Source organism: Falsirhodobacter xinxiangensis (assembly GCF_004959935.1).
Taxonomy (GTDB): domain Bacteria; phylum Pseudomonadota; class Alphaproteobacteria; order Rhodobacterales; family Rhodobacteraceae; genus Falsirhodobacter; species Falsirhodobacter xinxiangensis.
In genome coordinates this window covers 1-16,646 of the sequence record NZ_SMYN01000009.1, presented here as the reverse complement: position 1 = coordinate 16,646, position 16,646 = coordinate 1, and the positions used below count along the sequence as shown (strand labels likewise).

The 16,646-nt window shown below is 61.9% G+C and carries 13 protein-coding genes and 1 pseudogene; 4 read left to right on the top strand and 10 right to left on the bottom strand.

The genetic code is table 11. From position 1 onward, the window contains the following. Window positions 1–32: 32 nt before the first annotated feature. From E2K76_RS11930 to E2K76_RS20835, 4 genes and pseudogenes are all read left to right on the top strand, one after another. Complete coding sequence (locus E2K76_RS11930; RefSeq protein ID WP_136684544.1) at window positions 33–1,028, top strand: GTPase family protein; 996 nt, start codon at window positions 33–35, stop codon at window positions 1,026–1,028. Further along, complete coding sequence (locus E2K76_RS11925; RefSeq protein WP_136684543.1) at window positions 1,025–2,554, top strand: GTPase; 1,530 nt, start codon at window positions 1,025–1,027, stop codon at window positions 2,552–2,554. The genes E2K76_RS11930 and E2K76_RS11925 overlap by 4 nt, the downstream gene beginning before the upstream one ends. Continuing rightward, window positions 2,551–3,033 (top strand): hypothetical protein, encoded by a 483-nt coding sequence (locus E2K76_RS11920; protein ID WP_136684542.1) that lies wholly within the window; start codon window positions 2,551–2,553, stop codon window positions 3,031–3,033. The genes E2K76_RS11925 and E2K76_RS11920 overlap by 4 nt, the downstream gene beginning before the upstream one ends. A 47-nt stretch (window positions 3,034–3,080) precedes the next feature. Then, window positions 3,081–3,379 (top strand): annotated as a pseudogene (locus tag E2K76_RS20835) (HNH endonuclease). Window positions 3,380–3,390: 11 nt separating this feature from the next. Here the strand turns inward: E2K76_RS20835 and E2K76_RS11910 are convergent. From E2K76_RS11910 to E2K76_RS11860, 10 genes are all read right to left on the bottom strand, one after another. Further along, window positions 3,391–4,761 (bottom strand): LEM-3-like GIY-YIG domain-containing protein, encoded by a 1,371-nt coding sequence (locus E2K76_RS11910; protein WP_136684541.1) that lies wholly within the window; start codon window positions 4,759–4,761, stop codon window positions 3,391–3,393. Window positions 4,762–4,841: 80 nt separating this feature from the next. Further along, entirely contained in the window at window positions 4,842–5,429 is a 588-nt protein-coding gene (locus E2K76_RS11905) for a hypothetical protein (protein WP_136684540.1), read from the bottom strand. 1 nt (window position 5,430) lies between these two features. Next, window positions 5,431–6,423 carry a helix-turn-helix transcriptional regulator gene (locus E2K76_RS11900; protein WP_136684539.1) on the bottom strand — a complete coding sequence of 331 codons (993 nt, stop codon included), beginning with the start codon at window positions 6,421–6,423 and terminating at the stop codon, window positions 5,431–5,433. Beyond that, window positions 6,416–9,511, bottom strand: coding sequence for a UvrD-helicase domain-containing protein (locus E2K76_RS11895; RefSeq protein ID WP_136684538.1), 3,096 nt, complete (start codon window positions 9,509–9,511; stop codon window positions 6,416–6,418). The genes E2K76_RS11900 and E2K76_RS11895 overlap by 8 nt, the downstream gene beginning before the upstream one ends. Further along, window positions 9,508–12,009, bottom strand: a complete 2,502-nt coding sequence (locus tag E2K76_RS11890; protein WP_136684537.1) for a PD-(D/E)XK nuclease family protein — start codon at window positions 12,007–12,009, stop codon at window positions 9,508–9,510. The genes E2K76_RS11895 and E2K76_RS11890 overlap by 4 nt, the downstream gene beginning before the upstream one ends. A 69-nt stretch (window positions 12,010–12,078) precedes the next feature. Further along, on the bottom strand, window positions 12,079–12,591 hold the full coding sequence (locus tag E2K76_RS11885; protein WP_136684536.1) for a hypothetical protein: 513 nt from the start codon (window positions 12,589–12,591) through the stop codon (window positions 12,079–12,081). A gap of 1 nt (window position 12,592) precedes the next feature. Continuing rightward, the gene (locus E2K76_RS11880; protein ID WP_136684535.1) at window positions 12,593–13,372 is read right to left on the bottom strand and encodes a hypothetical protein; all 780 of its coding nucleotides are present in this window, start codon (window positions 13,370–13,372) and stop codon (window positions 12,593–12,595) included. A 52-nt stretch (window positions 13,373–13,424) separates the two neighbouring features. After that, entirely contained in the window at window positions 13,425–14,396 is a 972-nt protein-coding gene (locus E2K76_RS11875) for a hypothetical protein (protein WP_136684534.1), read from the bottom strand. Continuing rightward, window positions 14,396–15,058, bottom strand: coding sequence for a hypothetical protein (locus E2K76_RS11870; RefSeq protein ID WP_136684533.1), 663 nt, complete (start codon window positions 15,056–15,058; stop codon window positions 14,396–14,398). The genes E2K76_RS11875 and E2K76_RS11870 overlap by 1 nt, the downstream gene beginning before the upstream one ends. Window positions 15,059–15,775: 717 nt before the next feature. Beyond that, entirely contained in the window at window positions 15,776–16,111 is a 336-nt protein-coding gene (locus E2K76_RS11860; RefSeq protein ID WP_136684532.1) for a hypothetical protein, read from the bottom strand. Window positions 16,112–16,646: the final 535 nt, after the last annotated feature.

The following is a 16,646-nucleotide window of genomic DNA, read 5'->3' as shown; positions in this document are numbered from 1 at the left end:
ATGATCGCGATAATTTGTGCAAGGTGCATTTCATGTCAGACGGTTCCGCCGACGAAAACCTCCCGGTCATCTGGCTTTTGGGCAAGACGGGGGCGGGGAAATCCTCGCTTGTGCATCAGCTGACAGGATTGCCCGATGCGGTGATCGGCAACGGTTTCTCTCCTTGCACCCGCACCGCTACGCATTTCGACTTTCCGCAGGGCGCGCCATTGATGCGCTTTCTGGATACGCGCGGTCTGGGTGAAGCGCATTACGATCCGACCGAAGATCTGGCCAAGGCGGAAGAGGCCGCGCACCTGCTGATCGTTGTGGCGAAGGTGGACGATCCCGTACAGGGCGAAGTTGCGGATGCGCTGGCCAAGGTGCGTCGTGGCGTAAAAGCCCATGTCGTTTTGGTGCATAGCGGTGGTGATCTGATCCCCGACACGCAGGAACGTGCACGGGCGATGGTACGGATGCAGGCGGTCTTCGCCAAGGCGCTTGGCGCGAAGGTTCCCGAGGTAGAAGCGAACCTGAAGACGGGCGAGGGGATGGACGCGCTCCGCGACATCATCGCCGCCAAGCTGCCCGAATTGGCAGAGGTGCTTGCCGATGCCGAGGGTCGTCGCTGGTTGGCGCATCGGGAACTGGTGCTTTGGTACGCGGGGACGGCGGCGGGGGCGGATACCTTGCCGATCGTGGGCGCGGTCGGTGCGCCTGCTGCTCAGGTGGCGATGCTGACCTCTCTGGCTTTGAAATACGGGGTTGAGTGGGACTGGAAGCGGCGGGCGGAGTTCGCCGCAGCACTCGGATTGGGGGCGGCTGCTGGCTATGGCGCAAGCTATGGCGTTCGGCAACTCGCGAAATTGGTGCCGGTCGTGGGGCAGACGGCGGGGGCGGCGGCATCGGGGCTCATGTCCTTTGCCGCGACGGTTGCGCTTGGCCGCGCCGCTGCCGTCTATCTTCACCGCGTCAGTTCGGGCGAGCAGGTGGAGGCTGACGAGATCAAACGTAAGTACAGCGATGCCCTGCGGCGGAGGCAATCATGATCCGACTTTTGCGCGCCCGCATGTTGCGCTGGCAGGGTGTCTTGGCGTTCATCGTTTTGGCGGCACCTTGGGTGGTCTGCATAGGGCTCGGGATCCTCTGGCTCCGCGATAACGGGCTGATGCTGCATTTCGTGATGGGTTCGGCTGCTTTGTCGCTGATGGTGGCGGGCATACGCTGGCTGCCCCGCCGCAAGGGGCGCGAAGCGATTGCTGCGCAAGCGCGCCAGAATGCCGTTGCACCCGATGCCGACTGGCTACCGCGCGAGGTCGAGATTTTCGAGGCCGCCCGTGCCCGCATCGCCAACCGCGTCACACGTCCCTTGCCATGGCCGATGATGGCGGCCGAGTCGCTGGACACCGTCCGCGACGTCGCCCGCCGTTTCGGCCATAGTGGAGAGTTGGACTTCACCCTCCCCGAGGCGCTGCTGCTTGTTGAACGCGCAACGTCGCGCTATCGCAGCCATGTCAAGCAGATGGTGCCTTTCGCTGACACCGTCCGCATCAGCACATTGTTCTGGATTTGGCAGAGGCGCGAGGCACTTGGCTGGGCGGGCAAAGGATACCGCGTTTTCCGGATGCTCACCAACGCGCCTGCCGCCATTGCGGCCGAAATACAAGGTATCGCTTCGGGCGGCAGCACCAGCTGGCTGACAGCGCAGATGGAGGCTGTCGCCCAGATCGTGCTGCTGGAGGAGATCGCATTCGCCGCGACCGAGCTTTACTCGGGCCGATTGAAATTCTCCGATACCGAGCTGTTGGAAATCGGCCTCGCTTCGACCGACGCCGACCGCTCGCGACTCGCGACGCCGGATGCACCGCTGCGGATCGTCGTAGTGGGCCAGACCAGCGCCGGCAAATCATCGGTCATCAACGCGCTTCTGGGGCGCTCGTGGGCGGGAACCGATCTTGCGCCGACCACTGCTGCGCTGACCACCTATGAAGCGGTCCTGGCTGGGATGCCTTGCCATTTGGTCGACACGCCCGGCATTGATGGCGAGGCAAGCCGCGCGGCTGCACTGGCCGAGATGGTGGACGCGGACATGATCATCTGGCCCGTCCGTTCCAACCGTGCCGGCCGCGCGGAGGATGTTCGTCTGATGGCCGCATTCGAAGCGCATTTCGCCGCCCTTTCCGATCGTCGCCGCCCAGAGGTCGTGCTGGTCGCCACCTGCGTCGATCTGCTGGTGCCATGCCCACCAAAAGGTCGCGGCGCCACCCGCACGATCGCGGACGCGGTCGCTACTATCGGCGCAGACCTGTCCGGCCACCCGATTCCCGTTTCACTGTCGGGCGAAGGCTGGAATCTGACGACCCTGCGCCCCACAGTCGAATCCGGCCTCGCCGGAGCGCTTATGGTTCAACGAAACCGCCAACGTCTCGCCGCCCCCAAAGGGGTGCTTGGCCGGATTGCGGACGAAGGCCGCAATGCGTCGGCTGGTAGTGCGAAGCTTGCGACCGTTTTGTGGAAAAGGCTCTCGCCCTTCGGTGGCAGCTCCGTTTTGACCGAAAAGGACACGACCATATGATCGAACGCAAATTCCCTATGCAGCAGGGTGATCTCGATTACTTCTGCAGCATCTACGCTGTCATCAATCTGCTGCATACAAAAGGTCAGGTCGCAGATCTTTCAGCAGCGGGCGTTTTGTTCACCAAATTGATTGAGGCCATCGATGCTGAGGATGGCGGGAGCGTAGCTGCTACCGCAACGCGCGGTGTCTATCGTGAAGACGTACTGTGGCTCCTCGAAGTCCTCGGGCATGAGTGCAGCAAAAGCCAGAAACCGACTGCCAGACAAATCGTCGAGGGAGCAGGGAAAGGTGCGATCGTTTTCTTCAAAGCTCCCGGAGAGCAATTTGATCACTACACCGTGGTTTCGGCAGATGCGACCGAGGATCGGCTCGCCCTTTTCGACAGTTATGACTTCGAGGCAATCCTGCGTGACGGTGACCGCTGGACGCTGAATGGAAAAACGGTCGAAATCCTTAACCTTTATGTCCTTGGCTGACATCGGGGCGATGCGGTTTACATCACTGTTCCTCTACTGGAGGAACAGTGACAGACGATCCTATATGCCCGTTATGCCTGCGCCCCATTCCACCGGATGTGCCGCAAAGCCTTCATCACTTGATCCCGCGTCTCAAAGGTGGGGCCAAGGGACCCGTCGTGTTGTTGCATCACATATGCCACAAAGAAATTCATGCCGCGCTGTCGGAAACCGAACTGGCGCGGCGTTACAATACGGTCGAGGCGCTGCGCGCGCACCCGCGAGTGGCAGCGTTTGTGGAATGGGTTGCCCACGCCCGCCAGGTTTTCTGTCACGCGTGCCAAAGAGAACACGGCGACAGAAATGAGCAGCTTATTCTTACGTTTGCTTCTGACCGAAAATCACGCGGGCGCCGCTTCCGTCTGCGGGTATGGTGATGATGAGGTGCCTGCCAAACTTCCAGAAGCCGTTGCTGTTCACGATTGATTGGAAATTGCGGTTCAGCAACTCGTCCACCTCGGGCATTATGGGGCCGGGGACGATTTTCCATCTTTCCTGATCGACGGCTTCCCAACTGTCGATAACAACAGCCGAGCGTGACACGCCCTCGTTCAGGCCGATCGCGATCGCGCCCACCTTCTCCCGCCAGTTTTTGCTTACTTTCCAGTTGCCCAAAGTCGCGTCAACGGGATTTGCGCCCGCACTCATGGCGTTTCGAATGTTGAATAGGAAGATATCCCGTCCAGCAAGCGCGGTATGGTCCACTGCGTTGAAGCCAAGCGCGGCGCGGGCGTAAAGGTCGTCGCGCTCGACCAGGCCGCAATCTTTCGCCCCGTGTCCGCCTTGGATGTTGGTCAGTTCGACGCCGCTGGCTCGCAATGCGTCGATCAGCGTTGCTTCTACCACTGTCGCCTCTGCCTCGGAGGCCAGTTTGCGGCGAAGAATTTTCCAGTCCACATCACGCTGCCGCCCCCAGATGTCGTGGATCATACGAATTTTCGCGCTTTCCGCGTCGGGTTTGGCACGCGCCTCGACAAAGTGGTGCAGAACACGCTGGTTTCCTGCCCCGTTGCCACCACCCTTGCCGATATAAAACGGCAGCCCGGTGTCGGGGTCGAACAGACCGTAGACATAGAGCCCGAGGTATTCGTTGATGTTGCCGTCGAAATCTTTTTCGTCGTTGAAATTCGTCATCGTGGTTCGTTTCTTCAGATGTGCTGCGGTCTGCGAAAGCAAATACCGCATTTGGTGGTCAAGCGGGGCTGCTCCGTTTCGAGCTCCAGCAATGCGGTTGAGTGCCACTGCAAGGGGATAGCCCCGTTCGGCCAGAATGAGGCAGGCCATCATAGCGGCTCGTTCCAGCCCGCCGCGACAGTGGATCAGGATCCGCCCGCCATTGGTCAGGACGGTATGTACTTCGTCCGATGTGCTCTGCCATGCTGCGGTCCATTCCTGATCAGGCGCTCCGCCGTCAGGTATGGGAAGATGCAGCCACCCGATGCCGCGTGCCGCGATCTCTCTGCCCAGATCGGGAATACCGAGGACCGCCATCTCGTCCGTTTCCAGCAGTGTGATGACGCGGTCGGCGCCCCATGCCGCCACTGCATCCAGATCGTCCTGAAGCGAACGGTCCCACGCGGTCCCTAATGCCGAAGGGCCGCGTTTTCCGGGCGCAAAGGTTAGGCCGATCAAACCAGCATCAAGGGTGATCGCGTCGATGCGCAGGGGGTGGGTCTGGCTTGTTCGCATAGGTGTCTCCGTATCGTGTTTGCCCCGATTTCATAACCAAAACGCGGAGATGGCCGTCGATTCGGCGGGATTTTCCGCCGTCATGGAGACGCGACTTTCAGAAAGTGGCGGATGTTGTCGGGTGTCCACGGCCTGCCGCCATGGGTCCGCAGGCCAAGATCGTTCAGATAAGATGCCAGCGGGGTGGGACGGGTATCGGGTGCGTTCGCAACCGCCGCAAGAATGTCGACGCGGTGCGCCTCCTTGCCGACCTTCTGGGAGTTGTGGCGGTTTGACCATTTGCGGAAATGCTGCACTGGGTCGAAATCGCCCAACGGTTCCGGCAATAGGAATTCAGCCTTCGCCTGGTCCATCGCCTGTTTCAGATGATAATGGCTGCGCCAGCCGAACGCTGCCGAAAAGTCGACCAGCATCGGTGTCAGGTCTGAACGTTTGGCGACGATGGCCGCGATCTCGGCTGCGACTTCGGGTGATCCGCGGTCGGGCGCGCGTTCGATGAAGGCGGCCTCGGCCACAAGGGTGGCGCGACGGTCCTTGACCTCGCGGCGGATCATGTCGCGTTGGTAGCGGATTGTGCGGCTGACACTGGCGGCGTGGTCCACATCGCCGAAGGTGGTAAATCCAAGCCACGGGACAGGGTGGGTCCAATAGATACCGAAGTACTGCACCTCAGACCGCCAACTTTGCGCCCAATTCGCGCAGCATCTCTCGCAGCCGTGGGGGTTCCAGCACTTCCACCTCGCCGCCCCAACGCGCCAGATGCCATGTCATCTCTTGCAGCCCGCCCGCGCGGAAGCGGAGGATGAGGCTGCCATCGGGCTGATCTTCGATCGTTTGGGTGGGGTGGAAGCGGTAGGTTCTTGCGTCCTTTGCTACTGTTGCCGAAAAGCGCCACGCGATGTCCTCCGGTTCCTCCTGCCACACGCCGAAGGCATTGTGGGCATAGGCTTGCAGGCTGAAGCCTTCTGGCGGTGTGAAGATTTCGTCTGTCAGTTCTACCTTCTCGAACCCTGCCAGAGCGAACAGGCGGACGGCCTTGGCGTACTCGCTCCATGCGACCAGATATTGGCGACCCTGACCGAGCAGCATCCCGAGTGGGCCGAGGCGGACATTCCATGTCAACTGTCCCGCGCGCGTCCGATGCTCCACGGTAATCCAGACGCCGTTGAGGATCGCGCCACGCAGTTGGTGCATGATCGCCTTGTCCAGATCCTCGTGCGGGCCGGGACGGAGGGCGACGCCATCGGCCTCCATCAACACCTCGATGTCCGGCTCCAGCCGGTTGCGCAGAGGGCGGTCCACGGCGCCGACGACGCGATCGGACAAGGTCTGCAGCATATCGGCCGTTCCGGCATCCCCTTCGCGACGCAGGAGTTCGGCTGCACGGTGCAGGGCGCTGATTTCCTCGGCACGGATGGCCGAGAGACGACCAAGACCGCCGTGCGGGATGGTCAGATGCACGCGGCGCGTGTCGGGGTCGATCTTTTCCTCGATCTGCGGAAAGGCGCGGAGGAGGGCGTCTCTCATCCGTTGAGCGGTGCGATGGCCCTTGCCTGATTCCTCGGCGATGTCTTGAAGCGTAATGCCCTGTGCGCTTGCCTGCATCTTGATGGCAAGGCGCATGAGGACGTCCAGCTTTTCATAGCGCAATTCGTCAGACATTGGCTGTCTCCATCTCCAGCACCTCGATCGTGCCGTTGTTCATCCAGTGGATCGCCACCTTGACGACCGAAAGGTTCAATGCGCGGCTGGCGGCATCGGCATAAGCGGCAAGTTGCGGCCAATAGCCAGCGAAGCCGCCACCGCCGGTCTTGTGATCGACGATAACGATCCCGCGCGGCCCGATGGCCAGCAGGTCTATTACGCCGTTGAGCTGCGATCCATCGGGGTTGTCGATCTGGATAGGCAGTTCGGCGTGAAGCTCCGGGAAGCCTTCGCGCGTTAGCCAGTCGCGCAGCCCCTGCGCCTGCGCCGCGATGGCAGCCAGGGTCGCGGCATCAAGGCTGGTGGCCGCGTTCAGGCGGTCCGCCAGATCGGGGCGCATGGCCAGCGTGCGGAAGGCCAGATGCCATGCAGTTCCTTTTTCGGTGGCGGCGGCAAAGGTTTCGTCGCCAAGATGCGCCGTGCCAAGGGCCAATACTGCAGGCGCGCCTGGCATCGGCTGGGTATGGCCAAGCTGCGACGGGCGCTGGCGCCACTCGGTTTGCGGTGGGGTTGCGGCGCCAAGGGTGCCGAAGCGGACCGGGGCCGTGGGGGCTTCGGGTTCGCCGACAGCCGTGGCGGTCGATCCGAGTGGGAAGCTTTCACCGCCTATAGTCAGTGAGGCGCCGATCTCCATCCCCGTTTCGGCGACCAGAAGACCCGCGGCAAAAGGATCTTCCTTTTTGAACGCGAAATCAGGCCACTCGAGGATCAGCCGATCCCGCGCCCGCGTCAGTGCGACGTAAAGCAGGTTGCGCATTCCCGCTTCGGCTGCGGCGTGCCGCGCTTGAAGGAAACGGTCCAGCCTTTCCGGCACGTCCAGCTTTGGTGTGTGCAGGATGAGTGCGGTGTCCAGCACACGGGACAGGTCCGAGAAATCCGCAAACTCGGCCACCGTCGTGCCGGGCCATTCGCCAATCTTGCGGTCCAGTTCTGCCACCACGGTGATCGGCCATTCGCGGCCTTTCGAGGCGTGCCAAGTGACGATCTCGACGCCCAGCGCCGAGCCGGACGAGGGGTCGGGATGACGGTCGAAATCCTTGGCTGACTGCGCAGCCAACCAGCCGAGAAATACTTTTGGTGAATACCCGTGGAAACCCGCAGCCGCCTTCATGTCCGGATGGGCAGCGTCGAATTCGGCCGCCTCATGTTCCAGCCGCAGCAGGTCGGCATGTGACTGTGCCGCGTCCGGCAGATGATCGGCCCATTCCGACAGGCCCGACGCCGCCAGCACTTGCGGCACCAGTGCCGCCATTGGCGCGGTGCGGGCCAGCGGAGCAAGCGCCAGAAGTGGCTGAAGGTCAGGATGATCCAACAGGTTGCCATCTGTAAGGTTCGTTAGCGCCTGTTGCAGGTCGGCAGCCGAAGGTCCAAGCGTCAACAGGCAAAGTGCGGCGTGGGTGTCGGCAGGATCGGCCACCAGCGCAAGCGCATGGCGCGCGGCGGCGATGGCGCGGGAAGCGGCCCAGCCATTGCCGCTGATACGAACAGGGATGCCATATGCGGTCAGCGTTTCGGCGTATTTTGCGGCGACCGAATGCCGCCCGACCAATACGGCGATGTCGGACGGGCGGGCGGGGCGCAACGTTCCGTCGTGCCGGTCGGTAATCAGATCACCGTCGTTCAGAATCGCGCGGATGCGGGCAGCGATATGGTGATCCGGTGTCGGCTTCGTGCGGCTGCCGCGCCCGTCGGGAATGCGGATCGCCTCCAGAAATGGCTGGCCGGTTTCGTTCCGCGTCGGCTCCAACCGCGTGTAGTGCGGGAACAGGCCCGCGCCAATGTGGTTGACGACACCCATGATGCGCGGATCACTGCGCCAGTTCTTTGGCAGTGGATCGACGTTGTCGGGGAACGCGTCGACAAGGGCCTGCGTCAGACGCGGGTCCGCGCCTTGGAACCCCATGATCGATTGCTTCACGTCACCCACCAGCAATGTCCGCTTTGCACGCGAGGCCAGCCGCCACAGCAGCGCGAATTGCACGGGGTTGGTATCCTGGAACTCGTCCACGATGACGCAATCGACCTCGGCCAGAACGGCGTCGAGCACTTGTTCGTTCGTGCGCAGAAGGCGTTCCGCCTCGACGATCATGTCGGCGAAGTCGATCACGCCAAGGGCGCGTTTGCGGGCGGCGTAGCTGGCCATGATCGCCTGTGCGCCGCCGATCAGACAGCGGAGTTGCAGAACGGCGTCGGCATGAGGGCCGGGGTGGTCGACGATGCGTTCGGCGGCCAGGATCACGGCCTCGGCATGCGCGTCATAGCCTTCGGGCGTGGGGCTGCCGCGTTTGGACTGGCGCAGGGCGCGCAGCTTGCCCCACAGCTTCCAGTCGCGCGATAGACGGTTAGTTTCAGCTGCCGCTCGCAAGTTGGCAAGATCGTCGCGGAAGGCTTTGACCGCAGCGTCGCTGGTGCCGGTCGTGCCCTCGGGGAACATGGCCAGCATCGCTTGTGCCGCATCGCGCAGGGCGGTTTCCAGCGGCGCACCATCCGCTTCGGTCGCGCCATAGACCTCGGTCACACGGGCGCAGGCGGTTTCGATCAACGCGGGATCGGTGCCGCTGTCACCAAGACCGCGCAGCAGGTCGATAGTCGACAGCACCTTGGCGCGGAACCCATCCTCCAGCGTGTCACCCGTGCCAAAGCTGGCGGCGTAGCCGAAGCGTTCGGGGTCTTTCATCACCGGCCCCAACTCGTCGCAATGGGCAAGCGACTGGCGGATAAGAAGATCGCGTTCGGCATCGGATAGGTGACGCGGCTGCGGCGAGGCACCTGCGGCGAAGGCGTGTTCGGTCAGAACCCTCAGGCCAAGCCCGTGGATGGTCGAGACATAGGCCCGTTCCACAGCCAGTGCCTGATCGATCATACCTGCGTCCAGAAGGCTGGCGCGGATGCGTTCGCGCAGTTCTCCCGCTGCGGCTTCGGTGAAGGTAACTGCGAGGATGCGGTCGGGGCGCACCTCGCCCGCCTCGACCCATGTCTTCAGCGTTTCCTTGATGCGGTGCGTTTTGCCCGCACCTGCGCCGGCGGGAACGATGGTCAAGGTCATTCTTCCGGCTCCGTCAGAAAAGCTGCGACAAGGGGATTGTCCTGCAGCGCATAGGGGGTGAGCTTCGCCGTCTTGGCAAAGAAGTCCGCGTCGGCGGTGCTATTGAGGCGGATGGTGCCCGCGCCGACCTCGGCCAGCCGTTCGGCCAGCTGTTCCAGCGCGTGTTCCGAGATGTCGTTGCCGATGGCCTCCATCCGCGACTGGCGCGGGGACAGGCCGTGATGCAGCACCCCGCTGTCGCGCAGCAGATGATAGGCGACGCCGGGCGTTGAGCCCTGCAGGGCGTCCAACCCGTCGCCTTCGGACCGGATCGGGCGCATCAGCATGTCGCGGTAAAGGCCCAGTTGCAGGTCCCAGCCAGCCTCCATCCGGCCCCGCCGAGTTCGCGTGCCAGAGGATTTGTGATCCACGATCAGCATCTGCCCATCGCCAAGCCGGACGATGCAATCGGCATAGCCGCGGATGGTGATGCCGTGCGCCTCGCCGTGCAGACGGATCTCGGTGGCAAGGATCGTCGCGTCCTCGGCTGCCAGAAGATCGCGCCAGTTGGTAGCGGCGCGCAGGATCTCGCGGTGCAGGGTTTCACGTTCAAGCGCCCATGCGGGGGCGAGCATGAAGGCGGCATTGGCGCGGATCGCGTCGTCCAGATGCGCGGTGACGCCGGAGGCGATGGTGTCCGCCTCGGGGACGGGGCCGGCGGGAAACAGCTTTTCCAGAACGTGATGCGCGATGTTGCCGCGTGTCATGATGTCGAGCCCGTCCGGCTCCCAAGCGCAATCCTCGGCGCCCGTTTCCTTCAGCAGCCAGGCCAGCGGGCTGACCAGCAGCGTCTCCAGCCGCGAGGGGGATTGCGGGATCGCTGCGCCATCCTCTGACATGCGGAGACGTAAAAGGTCGTGTGGCAGGCGGATCGGGGCAGCGGGGATGGTCAGAGCGGTCGGACGCTGGACGATGCCCCGCGCGGCGCAGGGCCAGGCGGCGGTGGTTTGCAGGTCGATCACTTGGGCGGGCACGGTGCGGGCGACCAGCGACAGGCCGGTCGAAGGGTGCAGACGCGTCCCGTTCCCCGCGCGATAGGGTTGCAGGAAAGTTATCGTTTCGGATGCCGCGCAAAGCTGTCGGTGGAACAGGTCCAGTGCGCGGGACAAGTGTGCGGCTCGGCCGGTCATGTCGATGCCGATGGCCGCGATCTGTGAAAGCTCGCTGTCGAGGAAGAAGGGATCGTTCGGTGCGGGGGCGGGATATGCGCCCTCGGCAAAGCCCGCGACGATCAGGTGGCGGACAGGGCGCCACGGCAATTCGTTGGCCTGCATGAGGGCCACGCCCTCGACATGGCGCAGGGGATCGGGGGAGGTGGCGGCACCCGGTGCGGCATCGCGTATCATCGCCTCCCAATCCAGCGGATCGGCGATCTGCACGGTGCGGATGCGAGCCTTCAACGCTGTCACATGGGCTTTCATCGCGGGCGCGTCGGTCAGGCTGTCAGCAAGCATGTTCAGCTTGACTCGCAGCTGTGCCGCGCTGGTCACGGGGCGGAGTTCCGAATGCAGGCGCGCGCCGCGCTCCGTCAGCGTCTCGTGTGCGCGGCGGCGGTGTCCTGCCATCAGTTCCTTGGCCAGCAGATCGCCAGTGCCAACGGGCCAAGGCATCAGCGGCGAGGCATAGAGGCTGGCGCGCGCCATTGTCGGAGCCAGCGGGCGCAGGGTCAGAAGGGCGTGCAGGAGCGTCTCGCCCGCAATGTCGCGGGTGGCGGCGCCGGTCTGGCCGGTGAGTGGAACACCGGCAGCGGCAAAGGCACGGACCATATGCGCCGGATCGCCCGGCAGCAGCACGGCGATGTCCTGTGGCGCGGCACCGGCAGCGATCAAAGCCTGTGCGCGGGCGGCGGCGAAATCCGCTTGTTGGGCGGTATCGCGCAGGCCGTAGAACGCCAGCGAGCCATCATTCGCCCGCCGTTCCGTTGCGGTCAGTAATGTGCGTTGCAGGTGCCCGAGGCTGCCCGGATGCGTCGGCTGCAGTTCGACATGCGGCAGGCTGCCGTGATGCGCGATCAGACGGGCCTTCAGTGCCCGCTCCACCGCGCTGGCATGGGGGGCGGGGGCGTCGATGATCGGCAGCGGTTCCAGATACGCATCCGTTTCCAGCACGTGGCGGATCGCCCAAAGATCTTCGGGCAGGGCGTCGCCCAAGGAGCGCCAGATGCGAAGAAGCGCCTCCAGATGATCACGCGCGCGAGAAGGGGGCAGGCGCGACAGGTCGGCGTCGGGGCGTAGCGTCGGGCTTGCTTCCATCAACCGCCGAAACGCGCGCTCCACCGCTGTCTGCGTCTCCAACGGCGCGACCTCGAGGCTGGCCGACCACGGCGTGTCGATACCTGCCAGCTGAACCGAGAAGGGAAGGGGGCGCGGTGCCAGATACACTTCGGCCAGAAGGGCGGGTGTGACGGGGCGGATCGCGCCGCTGAATGGATGGCGGGTCAGGAGAGGGAAAAGGCTCATACGCTGCTCGGAAAACTTCTTCTGCTCAGAGGGCTGAAATATCTCGGTCAGGGGAGGCGGGGCCGCGCCTTACTGTATCAGTGTTTTGCTGCGGATTTTCGGCCGCCTGCGCTGAGGGGTTGTGATCGTAACGGTGAACCTTGCATCCGGCCAGAACAGGCGCCCCTCGCAAAACTCCAGCGCCTCCGGAGTGCAGACGAAGGTGAGCAACTTGAGCTTCGGCATTTCCGATATTGCGTTCCAGAACGCCTGGACATGGTCATCGTCAAATGCGTGGCCGGTGACATAGATTATCAGAACCTCGGCGTTTGTCAGCAGGGTCAAGCCGTGCCAATCCATGAAAACGTCGGACTGCAGGTATGCTTCGGTGATGAATGGAGCGAAGCTGCACCCTTCGAGATCGCAAATGTCGAGCCACGGCTGCGGTTTTAAGCTGCCTCGGTGGGGACCGATGGTGATTTTCGGTTTGGCAGCCGAAATCCACTCATCCACTGTGCCGCAAGGGGTAGCGATTAATGTGATCGCACCTATCGGCGCCAGAAGGGCCGTGAGATCCTCGCTGTCGATGTCGTGACGTTCCATGTCAAATGACCTCTATCAAAGTTATGCCTTCAAAACGGTTCGTCGGAGTGCCGATGCAATTATCCGCCAGCCAGCCATCGGTAATGATTTCGGTGAAATTGCGGTAGGGCGTTCCGACGCCCCGCTCGTGCGAGCCAATGTTGAAATCAGGCGGAGCCATTACATAGGGCACATCAAAGCCGCGGTGTTTGCCATAGGCGTGAAGAAGGGCCTTGCGGCCATCCTCGTGCGTCATCTGCAGCATGGCGTAGTCGTCGCGGATCATATCCTCCAGCGCGAGCCGCGTCAGGGCTCGGGCCAGGATGACGTCGGCTGAAGCGGCTCCTTTCAATTCGCAGGCATAAAGCATCAGGTCATCTTCGCGAAACCACATGAAAGGTCGGTGCTTGCCCCATGTCACGCGAATACGGTGTTGGGCCCATCGAGGATCGGGGACCCCTACGAAATGGGCGGTGAAGCCGTCATCTGCGTCTTCGCGCACATTGAGCCACGGGCAAGGCAGACCGGGATCGTCCGGTCGCCCCGGATAGGCCATGTCGGCATGGATCAACTGGCCGCCGAGCTTACGCGTAAGGCGAAGACCCATCGCCTCCAGTTTGCGTTGGATCTCGAGCATATCCTGATCGTTCATCGCGCCAAAGCGGGTCAACGGACCGTCGTGGTTGTTGCCGCCTTCAAGTTCCCAATAAAAATCGCGTGTAAGTTGTTCCCAACCGCCGGGATAGCGATCGCGCAGGCGATCGGTGCGAACGATCAGGTTCAGGAATTCAAGGCGGATCATATGCGGCTCCTTTTGCAAGGATGACAATACTGTCGACGGGCGACAGTTTTGGTCATGCCGCAAGGAAGGCGATAGGCTGGTCCGCCTCACGCGCTTGGCGCAGATAGTCGATGCCGCGTGTTCCGTTGCCTTGCAAAGTGCTTGCGATGGAGATTTGGCCCGCGAGCGAGATAACACCGCCCCGAATGCCGTCGCACAGGGTTTGCGCCTGCGCCCGTGCATCCTGGCCGTGCTGGCGCGCGACAAGGCGGGCAAGGGCGTCGGGACTGAGAATCTCCAGAAGTGTCATGTGTTCTTGCAGGCAAAGATCGGCGTAATCTTCGGCCACCTTCAGCTCGTCTGCGGCGAACAAGGCCTGAATACCCGCCTCCTGACAAAGCCTGATCGCGGCCGCGAGGGTCCAAAGGCGGTCGAGCTGTTCCACCGGGATCGAGTCCACGCCGGCAAGGTCGGCCTCGCGCCGGAAATGCACGTCGAGCTTTGCGGCACTTCGCGACAAGCCAACCTGCAGTTGTTCAGCAACGCGCTGGGGATCGCGACGGCTGGTCAGGCTATCGACATTGCGTAGGTCGGCAGACACTTCGGCAAGGATTTGCTTCAGGTCGTCGCCGCGACGGTCGGCGGTAATCTGACCGATGGCTGCCGCGATCTCGTCCAGTCGGCTTTCGATCCCGCGTAGCTTTGCGGCCATCAGCGCGAATCCAGCGACAGAGACACCGATGCCCAGGCCCGACAATGCGAGTGTGCCGTATTGCAGACCCTGCATCAGCACCATTCCCTCTTTCAGCGCAGCAACGCCTTGGCGCAGGTGTTCGTTCTGCACCACCGATACGAGGCCAAGTGGCGTGAACCCGTTTATTGCGGCGCCGCCAAGTTGGCTCAAAAGCTGGTTCATCATGCCGGTCTGTTGCACATGTCCAAGGATCTGGCCCGTAGCAGTGTCCTTGATGATGGCGCCAAACAACTCCGCGCCACCGTTGTCGATTGCCAGTTTCAGCAATGGTGGAGTTTCGTAAAGCAGCATCAGGCGATTTCCAGTTCCGTTTGCCCGGCCTTGAGCACGAGAGCTTGCGTGTCGTTCAAAAAACATCGCGCGGAAGGTGGCTGCCCGTCGCCGAAGATGACGGTTCGCGCATGTGCCTTTAGCCGGTCTTCAAGGTGTTTGCGCGTGCGGTTGTTGGCGCGGCCGAGCACGCCAGATCCGGTAAGGGAAAGCGCGGCAAGCGCTGCGCCTCCTGCCAGAAGAATGGGTGTGCTGATCGTAGTGCCGATTAAGAGGAACGGAATCGTGGCGACCGTTGCGTATGATACTACCGCCGGCACGGCAACGACGGACGCTGCGATCAGTCCCACACCAGCCAAGGCTGGCAGCGCCGTCATCGCGTGATCGCCAAGACTGTTGACTGGAAGCGTTGCCATGATCTGCACCAAGGCGTCTTCGGCCCGAGTGGCGGCTATGCGGGCTTGTTCCTCGACCCATGGGGCGATCAGTGCGTGGGCAAGCGGCGTGATATCGTAATGTGCCTGTGCGACCTGCCAGAGCCAAAGGTCTGCCACCTGTTTCTCAATCGCGCTCTCAAGCGCGGGCCAGGCGGCGTTAAACTGGGCAGTGATCGCCGAAAGTTGGGCGTCGCGCCATGCCAGAAGGCCGAGCCGCGCTTCGATGACAGAAAGGTCGAATGCCATTAACAACTCGTGATTAAATCTTCCTTGGTATCGCCGGTGCGTTTGCGGCAGGCAAATAAATTCGCGCGTCAACGCGACATTTTCGGACATAGTGAATTTTGAGCCAATTGCCGCGCCTCTCGTACCCCAACTGTAGTGGGCAGGGGGTGACAAATGGCAAACTGGTACACGGCCGATACGCATTTTGGGGATGACGGTATAAGGCGGTTCTTCGAGCGCCCGTTCAGGTCTGTTGAAGCGATGGATGCGGCAATGGCGAAGACAATCTCTGCGTGTATAAGCGCTGACGACGACCTATGGATCATCGGCGATTTTGCTTTGGAGGGGACAGGGCCCGCCATTTTCGACCGCCTTCCCGGTTCGCAAACATCTCGTGCGTGGCAATCACGATGCTCCGTCGACCGAGGCCCTCGGCTGGGCCAGCATCCATGATCTGGTGGAGGTCGAGGACAACGGGCAGAGGTTCGTCCTGTGTCACTACCCGCTTCTGACTTGGAATGATGCCCGCAATGGTTCGATGAACCTCTTCGGTCACGTCCATACGAATTGGCTGGGGGCGGACAACCAAGTAAACGTGGGCGTAGACTGCTGGGATTTTAGGCCCACAGGATCCAGAGACGTGCTGCTGCGATCGGCACGTATGCCAGAGAACGAAAGGTGGCGAGAGGTCGAGCAGATCGCCTGAAGTATGCTTACACCATCCGTCATGTATTGGTCTCATCGGAAATCGCGCAGCGCTGACGGTCTCCCATGCTGCGACGACGCAATCACTGAGTATGACCATTTCTGGCATACGTGCCGTTCAAACATAAATTTATCGTATTTAACGTGATGGGCGCCATCTGATGAATTGACAGTATCTATATAGATCGCATTCCGGCGGGAAGGTCTTTCAGTTTGATGTAGCGTTTGCTGCGCAACGAAAAAACTGATGACATGAGGAAAGGTCAGTTCAGGCTGATGCAGCTCGTCGATAGACTGCAGATTGAACACTTCGCTCATTTCGATCGACAGATCGAGATGGTACAACAGGGGGTTGCCGAAGTGCTGCATCTGCGCGACTGGTTGGTCGCATGCAGACCTGCGGTGGGCTCGATGGTCAAACTTGATAGAATAAGACGATGTTTAGGTTCCAGTATCTTTCCGGCTTGCTTCTGAGCCGCACCTCAGACAGTTGCCCGGAGACGATCTGTAACCGTCCTCGTGGGGCGCGGGACGGCTTCGTCGTCGGTTTGGCAAAGGAGGCTACTTGGGGCGGAGGCGCGAGGATAGCTGTGACCATGGGTAACGCCTTTCGTCTGGAAGCTACGGCTCTGGATCCCGCTCTTTCTCGATTCGCTGAAGATCAACAACTTCTGACACCGACCTGTCGCCTACGCGCGCTCTTTGTGCTTGGTGGGGATCGTGTTCCGGTATTGAACTGCGAAGCTTGAGCAAATGATTTACCCCACCGAAAACTATCGGATGTCGTTCAGCGTTGGTGGACTAATGCTAAACGAGAGTGTCGCACTGGTCCGGCATTGCCGCGTAGGGGAGACTTGGCCGACCGCGCGGGTGAGCCACTCCCCTGAAATCGGACAGTGACGGA

Bases quoted from the DNA above. Each gene is read 5' to 3' on its own strand.
- E2K76_RS11930 (WP_136684544.1), top strand. From the start codon at position 33: ATGTCAGACGGTTCCGCCGACGAAAACCTCCCGGTCATCTGGCTTTTG.
- E2K76_RS11925 (WP_136684543.1), top strand. From the start codon at position 1,025: ATGATCCGACTTTTGCGCGCCCGCATGTTGCGCTGGCAGGGTGTCTTG.
- E2K76_RS11920 (WP_136684542.1), top strand. From the start codon at position 2,551: ATGATCGAACGCAAATTCCCTATGCAGCAGGGTGATCTCGATTACTTC.
- E2K76_RS11910 (WP_136684541.1), bottom strand. From the start codon at position 4,761: ATGCGAACAAGCCAGACCCACCCCCTGCGCATCGACGCGATCACCCTT.
- E2K76_RS11900 (WP_136684539.1), bottom strand. From the start codon at position 6,423: ATGTCTGACGAATTGCGCTATGAAAAGCTGGACGTCCTCATGCGCCTT.
- E2K76_RS11895 (WP_136684538.1), bottom strand. From the start codon at position 9,511: ATGACCTTGACCATCGTTCCCGCCGGCGCAGGTGCGGGCAAAACGCAC.
- E2K76_RS11890 (WP_136684537.1), bottom strand. From the start codon at position 12,009: ATGAGCCTTTTCCCTCTCCTGACCCGCCATCCATTCAGCGGCGCGATC.
- E2K76_RS11885 (WP_136684536.1), bottom strand. From the start codon at position 12,591: ATGGAACGTCACGACATCGACAGCGAGGATCTCACGGCCCTTCTGGCG.
- E2K76_RS11880 (WP_136684535.1), bottom strand. From the start codon at position 13,372: ATGATCCGCCTTGAATTCCTGAACCTGATCGTTCGCACCGATCGCCTG.
- E2K76_RS11875 (WP_136684534.1), bottom strand. From the start codon at position 14,396: ATGCTGCTTTACGAAACTCCACCATTGCTGAAACTGGCAATCGACAAC.
- E2K76_RS11870 (WP_136684533.1), bottom strand. From the start codon at position 15,058: ATGGCATTCGACCTTTCTGTCATCGAAGCGCGGCTCGGCCTTCTGGCA.
- E2K76_RS11860 (WP_136684532.1), bottom strand. From the start codon at position 16,111: ATGCAGCACTTCGGCAACCCCCTGTTGTACCATCTCGATCTGTCGATC.